The sequence below is a fragment of the Comamonas sp. lk genome, from assembly GCF_900564145.1.
In the GTDB taxonomy this organism is placed as follows: Bacteria; Pseudomonadota; Gammaproteobacteria; order Burkholderiales; family Burkholderiaceae_C; genus Comamonas.
The window spans coordinates 3101842-3119114 of sequence record NZ_UOOB01000001.1 but is presented as its reverse complement, the minus strand read 5'-3'; the positions used below and the strand labels follow the sequence as shown (position 1 = coordinate 3119114).

Genomic DNA, 17273 nt, shown 5'->3' with positions numbered 1-17273 from the left:
TGTGGCATATGCGGCTCTAAACTGGGGCTCATGACTGTTGCCCTCGCCCCCATGTCCCAGGCCCATGCCTTGTTTGCCACCCGCATCGGTGTCTGCGGCCTGGCCTGGAATCAAGCCGCCCTGGTGGCCGTGCAACTGCCCGAGCTGGAGCTGACACAAACCCGCGAGCGCATGCTGCGCGGGCTGGAAAAGCGCCATGGCCAGCAACCCTCCCATGCGCATGCTGCATACCCCATGGCCGCTGAGCTGCCCGACTGGGTGTGTGAGGCGATTGGCGGCATGCAGCAATTGCTGGCCGGTGTCTTGCCCAGCTCTGACTGGGATATCTCAGTGCAGGCCGAGGCCCGAGTGCAGGGCGTGATCGGCGATTTGCGCCCGATCTGGTTGAAACGCCAGGCCCAGAAGCTGCCCCAGATGCTGCCCGATTTGCGCAATCTGCCGCTGGACGAGTTTGGCGTTTCCGACTTTCACCGCCGTGTCTATGCCTTTACGCGCGCACTGGCGCCGGGCCAGACCTGTACCTATGGCGATGTGGCGCGTGCCCTGGGCGACATGGGCTTGGCGCGCGCCGTGGGTCAGGCGCTGGGGGCCAACCCGTTTGCGCCTGTCGTGCCCTGCCACCGGGTGTTGGCCGCAGGGCGTCAGCCCGGAGGTTTTTCGGGCGGGCAGGGCGCCATCACCAAGCTGCGCATGCTGGAGCTGGAAGGCGGTGCCTGGGGCGGCACGCGTTCGCTGTTCGAGTAAGCGTCGGTTGCCGACACGCAGGTGACAAGCGGCGCTGCGCCGCACTTGCACAATGAATGCAGCGATGAGGGGCAGTCAGCCTCTCGCCGACTGACTCTTCAAATTCATCACCAATCCAGGAGACATGCGGATGACACGCACGGTGCAGCAACTTTTTGACCTCTCGGGCAAGACCGCCCTGGTGACTGGCGGCTCGCGCGGCCTGGGCTTGCAGATGGCGCATGCGCTGGGCGAGGCCGGAGCCCGCGTGCTGCTGACTTCGCGCAAGGCCGCCGATCTCCAGGAGGCCGCAGCCGAACTCAAGGCCGCCGGTATCGACGCAGACTGGATTGCTGCCGATTGCGCCGACGAAGCCGACATCGACCGGCTGGCCAAGGAGGCGGTGCAGCGCCTGGGCCATGTGGACATTCTGATCAACAACGCCGGCGCCAGCTGGGGCGCGCCTGCCGAAGACCATCCCACATCGGCCTGGGACAAGGTGATGAACCTCAATGTGCGCGGCTACTTTTTGCTGAGCCAGCGCATTGCCCGTCTGTCCATGATCGAGCGCAAGTGCGGCCGCATCATCAATCTGGCCTCGATTGCCGGCCTGGGCGGCAACCCCGTGGGCATGAAAACCGTGGCCTACAACACCTCCAAGGGCGCGGTGATCAATTTCACGCGGGCTCTGGCCGGTGAATGGGGCGTGCACGGCATCACCGTCAACGCGATCTGCCCCGGTTTTTTCAAAACCAAGATGGCTGCCATCTTGATCGAGACGCTGGGCGAGGATGAAATGAAATCCCATGCGCCGCTGCGCCGTCTGGGTGACGACGAAGACCTGAAAGGCCTGACCCTGCTGTACGCCAGCGATGCAGGCAAGCACATCACGGGGCAGTGGATGGCCGTCGATGGCGGCGTCAGCGCACTGGTGGGCGGCTGAAGCGGGGCGAAATAGCTCTACAGTCATAGGTTTCGCGGGCCAATGGCCCGCTTCCTAGTCCACAGAAAGATCCCTACCGTGTTGTCCTTTGGTCCCGAAATTCCCTTTGTGCATGAACTGGGCTTTGCTCTCCAAAAAATGGAGGATGGCGAGTCCGAGCTGCACTACACGCCGCGACCCGAGCATCTGAATTCCTTTGGTGTCACGCACGGTGGTGCCTCCATGACGCTGCTGGATGTGACCATGGCCGTGGCGGCCCGCAGCGTGGATTTCCAGTCGGGCGTCGTCACCATCGAGATGAAGACCTCCTTCATGCAGGCCGCCAAAGGGCCGCTGGTTGGCAAGGGCGCTCTGCTGCACCGCACGGGCACCATGGCGTTTACCGAAGGCCGCATCTACGACGCTGAAGGCCGTTTGTGCGCGCATGCCACAGGCACTTTCAAATACATGAAGCGCAAGCCCGCGGATACAGCGCTGGCCACCGACTAGTTTGTTATCAGCTAATTGATAGCTGCTTTCGCACGATACACATAGGTTTCAAGGCAATTTCTTTTTGAATATCCGTTTGGCTGTCCATACCCATCAGGAGACACATCATGACCGTGAACCAACAGATTCTTCTCGATAACCGCCCCACGGGAGAAGCCGTGGAGAGCAACTTCAAGCTGGTGCAGTCGCCGCTGCCCACGCTGCAAGATGGCCAGGTGCTGGTGCGCCACCATTTTCTGAGCTTGGACCCGTATATGCGCGGTCGCATGAATGAATCCAAGAGCTATGCGGTGCCCCAGCCCCTGGGTGAAGTCATGCTGGGCGGTACCGTGGGCGAGGTGGTGGAAAGCCGCCATCCCAAGTACCAGGCCGGTGACAAGGTGGTGGGCATGGGCGGCTGGCAGGAATATTCGGCGGTCGATGCCAATGTGCCCGGCGCGTTGCGCAAGGTCGATACCACCCATGTGCCGCTGTCGTATTACCTGGGCGCCGTGGGCATGCCCGGCGTGACGGCCTGGTATGGCCTGGTCAAGATCATCAACCCCAAGGCGGGCGAGACCGTGGTCATCAGCGCCGCGACCGGTGCGGTGGGCAGTGCCTTCGTGGCGCTGGCCAAGGCGCGCGGCTGCCGCGTGGTGGGCATTGCGGGCGGGCCGGAAAAGTGCAGCTATGCGGTGAGCGAGCTGGGCTTTGATGCCTGCATCGACTACCGCGAGCACACCGACGTCAAGACCATGGCCAAGGCGCTCAAGGATGCCTGCCCTGATGGCATTGACGGCTATTTCGAGAACGTGGGTGGCTACATCTTTGATGCCGTGCTGCTGCGCACCAATGCGTTTGCCCGCATTGCCCTGTGCGGCATGATTGCCGGCTACGACGGTCAGCCGATGCCGCTGGCCAATCCGGCGCTGATTCTGGTCAACCGCTTGAAGCTGGAAGGTTTTATCGTCAGCGAGCACATGGAAGTCTGGGCCGATGCCCTGACCGAGCTGGGTACGCTGGTGGCCACCGGTAAGCTGCGCCCGCGCGAGTCCATCTCGCAAGGCATTGCTTCGGCGCCTGCGGCCTTCCTGGGGCTGCTCAAAGGCAAGAATTTCGGCAAGCAACTCGTCAAGCTGATCTGAGAGGCTGGTCATGATTCGCAACTTTGAAGGTAAAACTGCGGTGTTGACCGGCGCTGCTTCGGGCTTTGGCCTGGAGTGCGCACGCATTGCCGCCCAGCGCGGCATGAACCTGGTGCTGGTGGATGTGCAGCAAGAGGCGCTGGACAAGGCGGAAGCCGAGATGAAAGCCGCCGGTGCCCAGGTGCTGGCCTGCAAGGTGGACGTGTCGGACGCCGCGCAGATGGAGGCGCTGGCGGCCGAGGTGAAGACCCGGTTTGGCGCGCCGCACTTTGTGTTCAACAACGCCGGCGTGGGTGCGGGCGGTCTGGTGTGGGAAAACACTGTGGCCGACTGGCAGTGGGTGCTGGGCGTGAACGTCTGGGGCGTGATTCATGGCGTGCGCCTGTTCACCCCCATGATGCTGGAGGCCGCCAAGGCCGACCCCAGCTTCGAGGGCCATATCGTCAACACCGCCAGCATGGCCGGTTTGCTGGCTCCGCCCAATATGGGCATTTACAACGTCAGCAAGCATGCGGTGGTGAGCCTGACCGAGACGCTGTACCAGGATCTGGCCCTGGTCAGCGATCAGGTCAGTGCCAGCCTGCTATGCCCGTTTTTTGTACCCACAGGCATCGGCCACAGCGAACGCAACCGCCCTGCAGCCATGGGCGATCAGCCGCTGACGGCCAGCCAGAAGATTGGCCAGGCCATGACGGACAAGGCGGTCAGCTCCGGCAAGGTCACGGCGGCCGAGGTGGCGCAAAAGGTATTTGACGCGGTTGCCAGCGGCCAGTTCTATATCTACAGCCACCCGCAAGCCCTGGGCTCGGTGCAGACGCGGCTGGAAGATGTGGTGCAGGCGCGCAACCCCACCGACCCGTTTGCCCACAAACCCGAACTGGGCGTGAGCCTGAAAGCGGCGCTGCGCGCTGGTTGAGTAGCGGGCGCCTGGGGCCAAGGCCTTGCTGTAGCGGCAAGGCCTTTTTTATTTCTGGACTGTCTGGGCTGCTGCGGCCAGTTCCTCTGCCGTGGCCGGGCGCACCAGACGCAGCAGCAAGGCATTGGCCTTGCCCATGTCGGGCACGGCTTGCAGGGTTTCGGTGTTCACCGCCCAGGCTTGCTGGGCCGACAGGCTGGAGAGATTTTCCGATCGGTTGATCTGGCTGTAGTTGTACTGGTTGAGGCGCTGGCTGTTGACGGAAGCAGTCGCCGTCCAATGCCAGTCGCGCGGCGCATCGGGAAACAGGGCGGGGTTCAGGCCTTGGGGCTGGCTGCTCCGGTCCAGCAATCGCTTGAACTCATTGACGCGCGGCAACCGCCAGCGCTGGCCTTCGGCCTGGTTGCGCTGTGCGGCGTGGGCCTGTGCCTGTTTGTAGGTGAACAGCCGGGCCGTGCCGCCGCAGTTCTTGCCGTCCCAGACCATGCCCTCGGCACAGCGCGGCCAGGCCAGGCGGGCACGGGTATCAATCATCCAGGGACCATGTGCTAGCTGTCCGTTCGCCGATGAAGCACTGGCTACCTGCTCTTTGGTAGAAGGCTGGGCTGCCGTGCTGTTCTGGCTTGCCTGTGCCTGTACCAGACAGGGGGCCAGCGCTGCCGCGGCACAGCACAGCGTGGTGGTGAAAGGGAAACGAAAGCTGGGCAGGGGCATGGCGTTCATCAGGGGCGGGGCGGATCAGGGTGAAGGGCAGAGCCAACATAGACCCAACACAGATCAAGGTGCTGGGCTTGGCGGTGCTGTCAGGCTGTGTGAAATCAGCCGCTTTAAAAAGCATAGCTGCACACGCATATTGTGTAAAGGCTGGGGGGCTGTTGGATGCACGGTCAGCAGATAAATCCACTTCACATGACAATTGGGTATCTATGCAAGCTACTGTTTCCCTGCGCCTGGTTCTGATACTGGGTTTGTTATCGGCCATAGGCCCTTTTGCCATCGATATGTATTTGCCCGCGCTGCCGCAGATTGGCAGCCATCTGGGCGCGGATGTGGGTGCGGTGCAAGCCAGCCTCACGGCGTTTTTCCTGTCCATAGGCGTGGGGCAACTGCTCTACGGCCCGGTGTCGGACATGGTGGGCCGCAAGCCGCCGCTGTACTTTGGGTTGATCCTGTTTGCTGCGGCCAGTGTGGGCTGCGCTCTGGCCACCAATATCGAGACACTGGTGGTGTTTCGCTTCATTCAAGGTCTGGGCGCAGCCGCCGGCATGGCCGTGCCGCGTGCCGTGGTGCGCGATCTGCATACCGGCCACGCGGCGGCGCGCATGATGTCGCTGCTGATGCTGGTGTTCAGCGTCTCGCCGATTCTGGCGCCGCTGGCAGGCAGTGCCGTGATTGGCCTGACCAGCTGGCGCGGCGTGTTCTGGGTGGTGGCCGTGGCCGCCATTCTGGGCTTGGTCGCTACCTGGCGCGGCGTGCAGGAAACCCGCACGCCAGAGGCGCGGCTGGATAGCAGCTTGCGCGGTGCGCTGCAGGCCTATGGCGTGCTGCTGCGCGACTGGCATTACCTGGGTCTGGTCTTTATCGGCGGCAGCGCCATGGCAGGCTTTTTCGTCTATCTGGCCGGCTCGCCCTTTGTGCTGATCAACCACTACGGTCTGAGCTCCACGCAGTACAGCCTGGCGTTTGCGCTCAATGCCATTGCCTTTATCGGCTCGGCCCAGTTCACGGCCAGGCTGGGCCAGCGCTTTGGGCTGGTGCCGGTGGTCAAGGCGGCGGCCACGGGCTCGGGCGTGGTCATGGTGTCCCTGCTCAGCTACTACCTGCTCGGTGGTGAGGAGCTGGCCGTGCTCATCGTGCTGTATTTCATTGCCAGTGCCTTGATGGGCCTGGTGATTCCCACCACATCGGTGCTGGCGCTGGAAGAGCATGGCGCGATTGCCGGCACGGCTTCGGCTCTGCTGGGTACTTTGCAAATGCTGTCGGGCGCGGCCGCCATGCAGATCGTGGGTCATTTCTCCAACGGCAAGCCCCTGCCCATGGTGGTGGGCATGGCTGCTGGCGCACTGGTCGGCGTGGCCCTGACCTGGATCACCCTGGGCGGCGCTCGCGGCCACCGTGTGGCGGCAGCACAGGACGCTCAGCCATGAGCGCAGTGCCGCAGCACGCCGCCATTGCAGATGGTCTACCCGAGGGGCGGCGCGGCCTGGCCATGCTGGTCATCATCGTGGGGCTGACACTGTCGGTGCTGGACAGCAGCATCGTCAATCTGGCCCTGCCGGCGATTGCCCGTGAGTTGCAGGCCAGCTCGGCCCAGACTTTGTGGGTGGTCAGCGCCTACCAGCTGGCCAGTCTGGTGCTGCTGCTGCCGCTGGCGGCCCTGGGCGAACGCCTGGGCTACCGCCGTGTGTATCTGGTGGGAACAGCTGTTTTTGTAGCAGCTTCTGCAGCCGCCATGATGGCTGACTCGCTATCGAGCCTGATTGCCGCGCGTGTGCTGCAAGGCATGGGGGCGGCGGGGGTGATGAGCGTGAACGCCGCGCTGGTGCGTCTGATCTACCCCAGCAATCGGCTGGGCCGGGGCATGGCCATCAACTCCCTGGTGGTGGCCACGGCTTCCATGGCCGGGCCTTCGGTGGCGGCGGCCATTTTGTCGGTGGCCCACTGGTCCTGGCTGTTTGCCATGAATGTGCCGCTGGGCATTGCCACCCTCTGGCTGGGCCGCCAGGCCCTGCCCATGAATCCGGTGGCCAGCAGCGCGAAGGAAAAAATCTCGCCGCTGGATGTGTTGCTCAATATTCTGATGTTCACGCTGCTGTTTCTGGGCGGCGAGCAGCTGGGCGCGCGCATTGGCGGACATGATGCGGCGGCTGGGCCGCCATGGCTGCCCTCGGGCTGGTGGTTGCTGGCGGCGGGTGTGCTGGTGGGCGCGGTCTATCTGCGCCGCCAGTGGTACAAGAGTGCGCCGCTGTTTCCCGTGGATTTGCTGCGCATACCGGTGTTTGCACTGTCCATGTGCGGCTCGGTCAGCGCCTTCTGTGCGCAGATGCTCTCCTATCTGGCCCTGCCATTTCTGCTGCTGGATGCCAAAGGCCTCACGCCCATAGAAGCGGGCATGCTGATCACGGCCTGGCCGCTGGCTACCATGGCTACGGCTCCGGTGGCGGGCCGCCTGATAGGCAAGGTATCCGACGGACTGCTGGGCGGTATTGGCATGAGCATGTTTGCCTGCGGCCTGTGGCTGCTGGCCGTGATGCCCGACGATGTGGCCCATTGGGACATGGTCTGGCGCATGGTGCTGGCGGGCAGCGGTTTTGCGCTCTACCAGTCGCCCAACAATCACACCATCGTCAGCTCGGCCCCGCTGGCCCGCAGCGGCGCTGCCGGCGGCATGCTCAGCTCGGCCCGTTTGACGGGGCAGACCTTGGGCGTGGTGGTGCTGGCCACCATCTTTACCTTCTCGGGCGGACATGGCGGTCATGCCGAGGCACTGGCCCTGGCGGTGGCTGGCGGCTTTGCGGCGCTGGCCGGTGTGTTCAGCATCTTGCGCGTGCGCCAAGCCGTGCCTGGTGCCTCTCATTGAGGCGGCTGGAGTGGGCGATCTGGAGCAAGTACAAGGTGTGAATTGCCCTTAGTCCTTGTGAACCATGCGCAGCAAGCTATTGAATTGATAGTATTTCAGGACGGCTGGAGCGCAGCACGCGCTCCAGCTCGCCAGGCGTGGCTCCACGGACGGGCTTGAAACAGGCCGGCAAACGCAAAAAATGCAGCGCTCATGCTGCAGTTCCTGCGTTGGCTTGTTTCAGATGGACACATGTCGCTGGCATGATGGAGAGCTGGCCGTCATGCCGGCTTGGCCGACGGCAATGTCAGAAAAATTGCACTTTACAAATAAGAAATATTGGCAAAGCACAATGTGCAGGCCTCAGATTTCCACACTGTTTCACACTATGAAGTTCGCACTGCCCCCTTCGCTGCCCCCGCGCCAGACGGCCCATTCTTCTCATGCAGGCAGCGTTGGAGAGCAGTCACGTGCAGCACGCTGGAGCTTGACGCTGGGCACCGTGCTGGTGGCCTGTGCACTGGCGGCCTGCTCCAAGCAGGATGGCGGCAAGGCCGAGGCGCCCAAGTCCCTGCCCCAGGTCGGTGTGGTGACGCTGCAAAAGCAGAGCCAGCAACTCGATGTCAGCCTGCCCGGGCGCACGCGCGCCTTTCTGACGGCCGAGGTACGACCCCAGGTCTCGGGCATTATTCAAAAGCGCCTGTTCACCGAAGGGGCTGCGGTCAAGCAGGGCCAGCAGCTCTATCAGATCGATGCCGCATCGCTGCAGGCGCTGGAGAGCAGCGCCACGGCCGCCGTGGCCAAGGCCGAAGCCAGCCAGCGCACTCTGGCGGCCACTGCGCGCCGCAATGCGGAGCTGGTGAAGATTGACGCCATCAGCAAGCAGGCCTATGACGAAAGCCAGGCGGCTGCCGTCCAGGCCCAATCCGATGTGGCGGTGGCCAAGGCCAATCTGGAGACCGCCCGCATCAACCTCAAATACAGCCGCATCGAAGCGCCTATCGGCGGGCGCATTGCCCTGTCTGCCGTGACTCCGGGCGCACTGGTGACGGCCAATCAGGCCACGGCGCTGACCACCATCGTGCAGCTGGACCCCATGTATGTGGATTTCACCCAGTCCAGCACGGACATGCTGACCTTGAAGCGCGAGCTGGAGTCCGGTCGCTTTCAGAAGGTGGAAGGCGACAAGATTCCCGTGAGCATTCGCTTCGATGACGGCAGTGCCTACCCGCACCAGGGCAAGCTGGCCTTTGCCGGCGTGATCGTCAACGACACCACGGGCACGCTGACGTTGCGCGCCGTGGTGCCCAATCCCGACGGGCTGCTGATGCCCGGCATGTATGTGCAGGCCCTGCTGCCCACGGCGCTGGCGCCCGATGCATTGATGGTGCCGCAGCAGTCCATCACGCGCGATCTGACAGGGCGTGCCAATGTGCTGGTGGTCAAGGCCGACGATGTGCTGGAAAAGCGTGAGGTGGAACTGGACCGTGCCATGGGCGCTTCCTGGTTGCTGCAGTCCGGCCTGGCGGCTGGCGAGCGGGTGGTGGTCGATGGTTTTCAACGAGCCAAGCCCGGTGACAAGGTCAAGGCCGTGGAGGTCGATCTGAAAGCCCAGGCCGAACGCAAGAGCAAGCCCGGCCTGCCGCCGGTGCAAAGCGGTGCTGCCGCTTCGGCACCCGCAGCAGCAGCCACTGCTCCCGCCAAGTAAGCAGGGGCAGCACATATGGCTCAGTTCTTTATCAATCGGCCCATTTTTGCCTGGGTCATCGCCATCATCATCATGCTTGCCGGGGCTTTGTCGATCTCGACCTTGCCGCTGGAGCAGTATCCGGACATCGCCCCGCCACGGGTGACGATTTCTTCGCAATACACGGGCGCATCGGCCGAGACCGTGGAAAACTCGGTCACGCAGATCATCGAGCAGCAAATCAAGGGCATAGACAACATGCTCTATATGAACTCGACCAGCGATGCGTCGGGTCGCTCGCGCACCACGCTCACTTTTGCTCCGGGCACCAATATCGACGTGGCCCAGGTGCAGGTGCAAAACAAGCTGCAGTCGGCGCTGAACCGCCTGCCCGATGCCGTCAAAAGCCGCGGTGTGTTTGTAAACAAGGGCGGTCAGGATTTTCTGGTCACCTACAGCTTTTACTCGCTGGACCCGGAAATCACCGACGTCGATATTGGCGACTACATCAACAGCAATCTGGTGGATGTGATCGGCCGTCTGGAAGGCGTGGGCGACATCAACGTCTTCGGTACGCCGTATGCCATGCGCATCTGGATGGATCCGGCCAAGATGGAGAAGTACGCGCTGATCCCGTCCGATCTGGTCAATGCGCTCAATTCGCAAAATGCCCAGGTTTCTGCGGGTCAACTCGGCGCCTTGCCGGCGGCCAGAAACCAGCAGCTCAACGCCACCATCACGGCGCGCACCAAGCTCAAGACCCCGGAAGAGTTTGAAGCCATCGTGCTCAAGTCTTCCACGGACGGCTCCGTGGTCACCATCAAGGATGTGGCCAGAGTAGAGCTGGGTGCTGACAACCTGTCCATACAGACCAAGCTCAACGGCATGCTGGGCGCGGGCATGGGCATCATCTTGGCCGACGGTGCCAACGCCATGGCTGTGGCCGATGCGGTGGCCGCCAAGCTGGCCGAGTTGAAACCGTATTTCCCCAACCAGATCGAATACTTCGTGAGCTCGGATTCCACGCCTTTTGTGCGTGCCTCGATTCATGAAGTGGTCAGCGCCCTGGCCGAGGCCATGGTGCTGGTGGTGATCGTGATGTTCATCTTCCTGCAGAACTTTCGGGCCACGCTGATTCCGGCGATTGCCGTGCCCGTGGTGCTGCTGGGCACCTTCGGCGTGCTGTCGGTGGCCGGTTATTCCATCAATACGCTGACCATGTTTGCCATGGTGCTGGCCATTGGCCTCCTAGTGGACGATGCCATCGTGGTGGTGGAGAACGTCGAGCGGGTGATGCACGAGACGGGAAAATCGCCCAAGGAGGCGACTCGCCAATCCATGCGCGAGATCACGCCCGCGCTGGTAGGTATCGGCGTGACGTTGTCTGCCGTGTTTGTGCCCATGGCGTTTTTTGGCGGCTCCACCGGCGTGATCTATCGCCAGTTCTCCATCACCATCGTGGCGGCCATGGCGCTTTCGGTATTTGTCGCGCTGACGCTCACCCCCGCGCTGTGCGCCACGATTCTCAAAGCGCCTCAGACAGCTGGGCATGACGGCCACGACAGGCCGGTGCGCAGCGGCCTGCTGGGCTTGAATGACCGATTCTTCAACTGGTTCAATCGCAACTTCGATCTGACGGCCAACCGCTATCAGGGCTCGGTGGCTTATCTGCTGCGCCGCTCCAAGCGCATGATGCTGGTGTTTCTGGCCATCTGTGCGGCGGTTGCCGTGCTGATGCATCGCCTGCCTACCTCGTTTTTGCCGGACGAAGACCAGGGCTTTGTCTATGTCAACGTGAACCTGCCTTCTGGCGCGGCCGATGCCAGACTGCAGCAGGTGCTGGATGAGGTGCGTGAGTACCTGCTCAAACAGCCTGAGGTCATCAGCTTCAACCAGGTGTCCGGCCTCAACGGCGACCAAAGCTCGGCGCGCGGTTTTGTGCGCCTGAAGCCTTGGGCCGAGCGTAAGTTGGCTTCGCAGGGCTCGGCGGCTGTGGCGCACCGCGCAACCAAGGATTTGTCCTCCATTCGCGACGCCCGCGTTTTTGTGATGAACCCGCCTGCCGTGCGTGGCCTTGGGGCGAATGCCGGCTTCAACTTCATGCTCAAGGACATCAACGGCATGGGCCACCAGGCCTTGCTGGCAGCCAGCAAGAAAGTGGAAGAGGCGGCGCGCAAGAACCCGGCGCTGACGGCCGTGCGCTCCACCAATCTGGAAGATGCGACCGAGCTGCGCCTGGATATCGACGACCGCAAGGCCGCTGCGCTCAATCTGTCCTACACCGATATCAATAGCGTGCTCTCCAGTGCCATGGGCGGCACTTATGTGAACGACTTTCTGAACAACGGCCGCGTCAAGCGGGTCTACATCCAGGGCGATGCTCCGTATCGCATGCTGCCCCAGGACATCGCCAAATGGACGGTGCGCAACAAGAGCGGCGAGATGGTGCCTTTCGGTGCGTTCTCGCGTACCTACTGGGCTTATGGCTCGCCCCAGCTCATGCGCTACAACGGCGCGCCGGCCTATGAGTTCATAGGCAGCGCCTCGCCTGGCGTCAGCTCCGGCGTGGCCATGGCTGCGGTGGAAGACATTCTGAAGACCTTGCCTGCCGGCATTGGCTATGAGTGGACCGGCGCCTCGCTGCAGGAGCGCCAGTCGGGTGCGCAAGCCCCCATGCTGTATGCCATCTCCATTCTGTTCGTGTTCCTGTGCCTGGCGGCACTCTATGAGAGCTGGACCGTGCCTTTGTCGGTGATGCTGGCCGTGCCTCTGGGTGTGGTGGGCGCCTTGTTGGCCACCTATACGCGCGGGCTGACGAACGATGTGTATTTTCAGGTGGGTCTGCTCACCACGGTGGGCCTGGCCTCCAAGAACGCCATCTTGATCGTGGAATTTGCCGTACAGCTGCAAGAGCAGGGCAAGAGCGTATTCGATGCCACGGTGCAAGCGGTACGCCTGCGTCTACGCCCGATCTTGATGACTTCGCTGGCCTTCGGTTTTGGCGTGATTCCCCTGGCCATAGGCACGGGTGCTGGCGCCGGTGGCCGCAATGCCATCGGTACGGCCGTGCTGGGCGGCATGATGGCATCGACCATGCTGGGTATCTTCCTGGTGCCGGTGTTCTTTTTGCTGATTCGTAGCTGGTTCAAGAGCCATGGACGGCATGACGAGGAACCCCAGACCAGCTTACCAACCACTGCCCACAAGGAGAGCGCAGCATGAGGCGCCTGACATTCAAGATGCGTTCCGTGGCCGTAGCGGCCACCATGACTGTGCTGCTGACGGGTTGCAATCTGGCGCCTACTTACAAGACGCCGGACTTGCCCGTACCCGAGACGATCTCGGCCCAGGCCAATCCTGTGCTGGCCAGCGATGCGGCCTTGCAGCAGGCGCAAGCCCTGCAGTGGCTGCAAGCGCCCCAGCTGCGTGAGATAGTGGCCCTAGCGTTGACGCACAACCGCGATTTGCGCATCGCCATTGAAAACATTGAAAAAGCCAGAGCCCAGTACGGCATCACCCGTGCGGATCTGCTGCCGGGCATCAATGCCCAGGCCCAGGGCAATCGAACGCGCACGGCGGGCGATCTGACCACGGCCGGACGCTCCAGCGTGACGGAACAGTACTCGGTGCAGCTGGGTTTTGCCAGCTATGAGCTGGATTTGTGGGGGCGGGTGCGCAATCTGGGCGAAGCGTCGCTACAGCAGTTTCTGCAAAGCGAGGACAACCAGCGCAATGTGCAGATCAGCCTGGTGGCCGATGTGGCCAATGCCTGGCTGACGTTGGCCGCCGATCTGGCGCGGCTGCAGCTGGCACAGGACACGCTGGCCAGCCGCGAGAAAGCATTCGAGCTGACCCGGCGCATGTATGAGCTGGGTTCCACATCGGGTCTGGTGCTGGCCCAGAACCAGACCACGGTGGATACCGCGCGCGGCGATGTGGCCAGCTACACGGCTACCGTGGACAGGGATCGCAATGCGCTGCAGCTGCTGGTGGGTGGCGCGATCACCCCCAACTTGCTGCCCACGGCTGCAAGCTTGAGCGCCATGAATGATGTGGCTGCGCTCATGCCCGTGCCTGCGGTTCTGCCTTCTGCGGTCTTGCTGCAGCGACCCGATATCCGGGCCGCCGAGCACAATCTGCAGGGCATGAACGCCAATATCGGCGCGGCACGGGCAGCCATGTTCCCGTCCATCAGCCTTACGGCCAGTGTGGGCACGGGCAGCAGCGAGCTCGACCGCCTGTTTGGCGGCAATAACGGCACCTGGAGCTTTATCCCGCTGGTCAAGCTGCCCATCTTCGATGGCGGCCGCAATCGGGCTTCGCTGCGGGTGGCCGAGAGTAATCAGCGCCTGGCGGTGAGCCAGTACGAAAAGTCCGTGCAAACGGCTTTCAAGGAAGTTTCGGATGTGCTGGCAGATCGTGCGCAGTGGAACAACCGTCTGTTGGCCCAGACCAGCATGGTGGCTAATACCCAAAAGGCGTTTGATCTGTCCAATGCCCGCTTCAAGGCCGGGGTGGACAACTATCTGACGGTGCTGGATGCGCAGCGCAGCCTCTATACCGCTCAGCAGACGCTGATAGGGCTTCGTCTGTCGGAGCAGCAAAACCGCGTCACGCTCTGGAAAGCCTTAGGTGGTGCGGAAGTAGTGCAGGAGCAAGCTGCAGCCAGCTAGGCGAAAGAATGTCCGCTAAAGCAAGCGCGCTGCGAGCTGACAAGCTCCAGCGCGCTCTTGCTTTAGGAGCGGCATCCGCATGATGTGATGCGAATTTAGTGAGGTTTATTGCCGAAGTCCAGAGATGGAAATCGCTAGCCGCTATGGTTTCTGTGCAGGCGCATCACCGGTAGCCTGTCGCCGCTTGAAGATGCTGGATCTCAAATGGGCGGGCACTTGCTGGCCGTACAGCAATCTGCCGCAGCTATGGTTTGGTGCGAAGCACGAAGCTATTGAGACTCGAAATGACGCGAGGGCTGCGTTCTCGAAAGAAGCGCAGCCCTCGCGGGTGAATGGCGGTGAGTCGAAGCGGGTCCCTACATGAGAAGACTCCGACACACCTCCTAGTTCACCAACCTACTTGGGGTCCTCGGTGGGGATAAAGAACAGGTATTCCCCGGGTCCCATTTCTGGAGTGATCAAATAGCCATCGCAGCGCTGGCTTTTGCAGCGTACATAAACCGCTCGGGGCCAGATGGTGGCTGCGGTGGGGTATCCAGGCAGATACTGCGGCACATGATAAGCGCCGGTATCTCCAACCTGTGCTGCTTCTTCCTGGCCTGAAGCTCCCGGTGTGCCGCTGCCGAAGACCTGGCGCTCAATGGTGACGGGCGCGTTGGCCAAGCCGCCAGGGGGTGGCTCCGCCGCCCACCCACCAAGGGGGGCGGCAGCCATCAAAATAATCAAAGTCCTGAACATAGTGACCTCCATGAACAGTGCCAGTCCAAGAACTTAGTTGCTATAGAGGTTCGCTGTTTGTGGCGCTTCGGTGACGGGTGTGATCTGCTGTCCTTCGGACGCTACCGGGCTGCTTACAGCCAGACTGGCAGGTGCGGATACTGCGGTAGCACCTTCGGAGGAGGCCAGGGGGCCATAGTTGTTGCGACGCTCGTCAGCCGTCATGGTCTGCGGGCATCTGGTGCCTGTGATCTCCAGTGCCAGGCGGGCGGCCGGGTCCATGCAGTCCACCGCAAGAGAGGCGGCTTTCATGCCCTTGTTCCAGAGTTCACGACTCATTTTCAGGCGCTTGCAGTGATCGTCAGACCATGTGGTACCAAAGCTCACACCAAAGCCTGGGCCGTTGGCACTGCCGCTGCTGCTACCCATACAAGTGTCGTTGCTGGTGGTCAGGGGAGGTCCGCTCACACTGGGTACGTTCTTCATGGTGTAGGAGCCGGTGTACTCCACGATGTTCTTGGTCGTTCCGCTGCTGACGATGTTCTGGTCGGAACGGCTGTCTATGGTTTGCGCCGAACGGCTATCCACGGATTGTGTCGAACGGCTGTCGACCGACTGGGCGGATCGGCTTTCGGGCGGAGTCTGCGTGACGAAGGTAATGGATTGCTGATTTCCCACTGCAGACGTGCTGGCAGAACTTTGCGAATTGCTGTCAGAGGCAGATGTCTGCGCAAAGCTGCTCAAAGTAACGCAAAGGCCTAATAAAGCGAATGAGGCTTTCATGTGTTTCTCCTATGTCCCCGAGTCTTGTCTGGAGGACTGGACTCAGGGACAAGCACGACTACGATGGAAGGCTTGATATCAATGATTGGCGACGGAGCCGCTCCAGGCACCAGCGCCACCCGAGGTACCGCCACCGTTGGAGAATCCGCCAGCATTGCCAAAGGCGCCGCCAGTGGTGTGAACATTACCGACCGAGGAAGCACCGGAGGTATTGTTGGTAGCAGTTCCAAGAGGGCCGGCGACGGCTCCCGAGGTGGCACCGTAGTTGGACTGGGTACCGGCCGTGCTGTGGATTGCGGCGATACCGCCGCCAGGGCCTGCATAGGTGCCGGCGGCATTGGCGGTGTGCGAATTTGCCGTACCGGCCGCGCCGCCAGCCACGGATGCGCCGCCAGGGGCCGTAGCGCCGTAACCGGCAACTGCACCCGAGTTTGCATTGGCATTGGTGGCACCGCCGCCGGCAGCGACGCCGTTGCCGGAAGTCGCTGCTAGGCTGTTCACCGTACCTGTGGTGGTGGCGCTACCGCCAACAGCCGCAGCACCGCCAGCGGTATGGCCAATATTGCCTGATCCAGCACCTGCAGCTGCGGTTGCATTGGCACCCGAAGAAGCACTGTTGAGGCTAAAAGCACTTCCAGTGCCGGCACTTGCAGCTGTTGATGCCGTGCCCGAAGCTGCATTGGACGAGGTGTTCGTTGCAGCACCGCTATTGCTGTTGACGGCAGCAGATGCAACACCAGCCAAGGCCAAGACAGCGATTGCAACCAGAGTTTTTTTCATGATGGAACCTTTGGAAAGCCAGTTTTAGATTTTTTCTGCCCCCCGAGTCTTGCCTCAAAGGCCAGACTCGGGGACAGACACAACTACGAAGGCAGACTTGACATCAATGAGCGACGGAGCCGCTCCAGGCACCAGCACCACCCGAGGTGCCGCCACCGTTGGAGAAGCCGCCAGCATTGCCAAAGGCGCCGCCAGTGGTGTGAACATTACCGACCGAGGAAGCGCCGGAGGTATTGTTGGTTGCAGTACCGCCAGGGCCGGAGACGGCTCCCGAGGTGGCACCGTAGTTGGATTGGGTACCGGCAGTGCTATGGATTGCGGCGATACCGCCGCCAGGGCCTGCGTAGGTGCCAGCTGCATTGGCGGTGTGCGAATTTGCTGCACCTGCTGCGCCGCCAGCTACAGTTGCGCCGCCAGGGGCCGTAGCGCCGTAACCGGCAGCTGCACCCGAGTTCGCATTGGCATTGGTGGCACCGCCGCCGGCCGCGACGCCGTTGCCGGAAGTTGCGGCCAGGCTGTTCACCGTACCTGTAGTGGTTGCGCTACCTCCTACAGCTGCGCCGCCGATAGCGGTATGGCCGATGTGACCTGCTCCACCACCTGCAGCTGCGGTTGCATTGGCACCCGAAGAAGCACTATTGAGGCTCAAAGCACTTCCATTACCAGCACTCGCAGCCGTAGACACAGTGCCCGAAGAGGCATTGGACGACGTGTTCGTTGCAGCAGATGCGACACCAGCCAAGGCCACGATGGCCAGTGCAATCAGAGATTTTTTCATGATGGAACCTTTGGAAAGCCAGTTTTCAGATTTTTTCTGTCCCCGAGTCTTGCCTCAAAGGCCAGACTCGGGGACAGACACAACTACGAAGGCAGACTTGA

The 17273-nt window shown here is 62.1% G+C and carries 15 protein-coding genes; 10 read left to right on the top strand and 5 right to left on the bottom strand.

The window, feature by feature from the left end:
- Positions 1-30: 30 nt before the first annotated feature.
- The 5 genes from EAO39_RS14115 to EAO39_RS14095 all read left to right on the top strand — a co-directional run bounded on the left by EAO39_RS14115 (position 31) and on the right by EAO39_RS14095 (position 4195).
- Entirely contained in the window at positions 31-744 is a 714-nt protein-coding gene (locus EAO39_RS14115; RefSeq protein WP_120968348.1) for an MGMT family protein, read from the top strand.
- A gap of 130 nt (positions 745-874) precedes the next feature.
- The gene (locus tag EAO39_RS14110) at positions 875-1666 is read left to right on the top strand and encodes an SDR family oxidoreductase (RefSeq protein WP_120968345.1); all 792 of its coding nucleotides are present in this window, start codon (positions 875-877) and stop codon (positions 1664-1666) included.
- A gap of 78 nt (positions 1667-1744) precedes the next feature.
- The gene (locus EAO39_RS14105; RefSeq protein ID WP_120968343.1) at positions 1745-2155 is read left to right on the top strand and encodes a PaaI family thioesterase; all 411 of its coding nucleotides are present in this window, start codon (positions 1745-1747) and stop codon (positions 2153-2155) included.
- Positions 2156-2262: 107 nt separating this feature from the next.
- On the top strand, positions 2263-3279 hold the full coding sequence (locus tag EAO39_RS14100) for an NADP-dependent oxidoreductase (protein ID WP_120968341.1): 1017 nt from the start codon (positions 2263-2265) through the stop codon (positions 3277-3279).
- Between the two features lie 10 nt (positions 3280-3289).
- Positions 3290-4195 (top strand): SDR family oxidoreductase, encoded by a 906-nt coding sequence (locus EAO39_RS14095; protein ID WP_120968339.1) that lies wholly within the window; start codon positions 3290-3292, stop codon positions 4193-4195.
- A 48-nt stretch (positions 4196-4243) separates the two neighbouring features.
- Here the strand turns inward: EAO39_RS14095 and EAO39_RS14090 are convergent, their stop codons facing one another.
- Positions 4244-4918: a DUF1566 domain-containing protein gene (locus tag EAO39_RS14090; protein WP_240467009.1), complete on the bottom strand. Its 675-nt coding sequence runs from the start codon at positions 4916-4918 to the stop codon at positions 4244-4246.
- A 203-nt stretch (positions 4919-5121) separates the two neighbouring features.
- Here EAO39_RS14090 and EAO39_RS14085 point away from each other — a divergent pair, with 203 nt between their 5' ends.
- The 5 genes from EAO39_RS14085 to EAO39_RS14065 all read left to right on the top strand — a co-directional run bounded on the left by EAO39_RS14085 (position 5122) and on the right by EAO39_RS14065 (position 14114).
- Positions 5122-6342, top strand: coding sequence for a multidrug effflux MFS transporter (locus EAO39_RS14085; protein WP_120968337.1), 1221 nt, complete (start codon positions 5122-5124; stop codon positions 6340-6342).
- Entirely contained in the window at positions 6339-7775 is a 1437-nt protein-coding gene (locus tag EAO39_RS14080) for an MFS transporter (protein ID WP_120968335.1), read from the top strand. Before EAO39_RS14085 ends, EAO39_RS14080 begins: the two co-directional genes overlap by 4 nt.
- A gap of 367 nt (positions 7776-8142) precedes the next feature.
- Entirely contained in the window at positions 8143-9462 is a 1320-nt protein-coding gene (locus tag EAO39_RS14075) for an efflux RND transporter periplasmic adaptor subunit (protein WP_120968333.1), read from the top strand.
- A gap of 15 nt (positions 9463-9477) precedes the next feature.
- Positions 9478-12663: an efflux RND transporter permease subunit gene (locus EAO39_RS14070; protein ID WP_120968331.1), complete on the top strand. Its 3186-nt coding sequence runs from the start codon at positions 9478-9480 to the stop codon at positions 12661-12663.
- Positions 12660-14114 (top strand): efflux transporter outer membrane subunit, encoded by a 1455-nt coding sequence (locus tag EAO39_RS14065; RefSeq protein WP_120968329.1) that lies wholly within the window; start codon positions 12660-12662, stop codon positions 14112-14114. The genes EAO39_RS14070 and EAO39_RS14065 overlap by 4 nt, the downstream gene beginning before the upstream one ends.
- A 396-nt stretch (positions 14115-14510) precedes the next feature.
- On the opposite strand, the gene EAO39_RS14060 is transcribed toward EAO39_RS14065, so the two are convergent.
- From EAO39_RS14060 to EAO39_RS22630, 4 genes are all read right to left on the bottom strand, one after another.
- Entirely contained in the window at positions 14511-14852 is a 342-nt protein-coding gene (locus tag EAO39_RS14060; RefSeq protein ID WP_120968327.1) for a hypothetical protein, read from the bottom strand.
- A 33-nt stretch (positions 14853-14885) separates the two neighbouring features.
- Positions 14886-15509 (bottom strand): hypothetical protein, encoded by a 624-nt coding sequence (locus EAO39_RS14055; RefSeq protein ID WP_240467008.1) that lies wholly within the window; start codon positions 15507-15509, stop codon positions 14886-14888.
- 183 nt (positions 15510-15692) lie between these two features.
- On the bottom strand, positions 15693-16394 hold the full coding sequence (locus EAO39_RS14050; RefSeq protein ID WP_120968325.1) for a hypothetical protein: 702 nt from the start codon (positions 16392-16394) through the stop codon (positions 15693-15695).
- Between the two features lie 103 nt (positions 16395-16497).
- Positions 16498-17172 (bottom strand): hypothetical protein, encoded by a 675-nt coding sequence (locus EAO39_RS22630; RefSeq protein ID WP_120968323.1) that lies wholly within the window; start codon positions 17170-17172, stop codon positions 16498-16500.
- Positions 17173-17273 lie beyond the last annotated feature (101 nt).

Coding starts and splice junctions, on each gene's coding strand:
- EAO39_RS14100 (WP_120968341.1), top strand. CDS start 2,263: ATGACCGTGAACCAACAGATTCTTCTCGATAACCGCCCCACGGGAGAA.
- EAO39_RS14115 (WP_120968348.1), top strand. CDS start 31: ATGACTGTTGCCCTCGCCCCCATGTCCCAGGCCCATGCCTTGTTTGCC.
- EAO39_RS14065 (WP_120968329.1), top strand. CDS start 12,660: ATGAGGCGCCTGACATTCAAGATGCGTTCCGTGGCCGTAGCGGCCACC.
- EAO39_RS14050 (WP_120968325.1), bottom strand. CDS start 16,394: ATGAAAAAAACTCTGGTTGCAATCGCTGTCTTGGCCTTGGCTGGTGTT.
- EAO39_RS14110 (WP_120968345.1), top strand. CDS start 875: ATGACACGCACGGTGCAGCAACTTTTTGACCTCTCGGGCAAGACCGCC.
- EAO39_RS14075 (WP_120968333.1), top strand. CDS start 8,143: ATGAAGTTCGCACTGCCCCCTTCGCTGCCCCCGCGCCAGACGGCCCAT.
- EAO39_RS14060 (WP_120968327.1), bottom strand. CDS start 14,852: ATGTTCAGGACTTTGATTATTTTGATGGCTGCCGCCCCCCTTGGTGGG.
- EAO39_RS14085 (WP_120968337.1), top strand. CDS start 5,122: ATGCAAGCTACTGTTTCCCTGCGCCTGGTTCTGATACTGGGTTTGTTA.
- EAO39_RS14095 (WP_120968339.1), top strand. CDS start 3,290: ATGATTCGCAACTTTGAAGGTAAAACTGCGGTGTTGACCGGCGCTGCT.
- EAO39_RS14070 (WP_120968331.1), top strand. CDS start 9,478: ATGGCTCAGTTCTTTATCAATCGGCCCATTTTTGCCTGGGTCATCGCC.
- EAO39_RS14080 (WP_120968335.1), top strand. CDS start 6,339: ATGAGCGCAGTGCCGCAGCACGCCGCCATTGCAGATGGTCTACCCGAG.
- EAO39_RS14090 (WP_240467009.1), bottom strand. CDS start 4,918: ATGAACGCCATGCCCCTGCCCAGCTTTCGTTTCCCTTTCACCACCACG.
- EAO39_RS22630 (WP_120968323.1), bottom strand. CDS start 17,172: ATGAAAAAATCTCTGATTGCACTGGCCATCGTGGCCTTGGCTGGTGTC.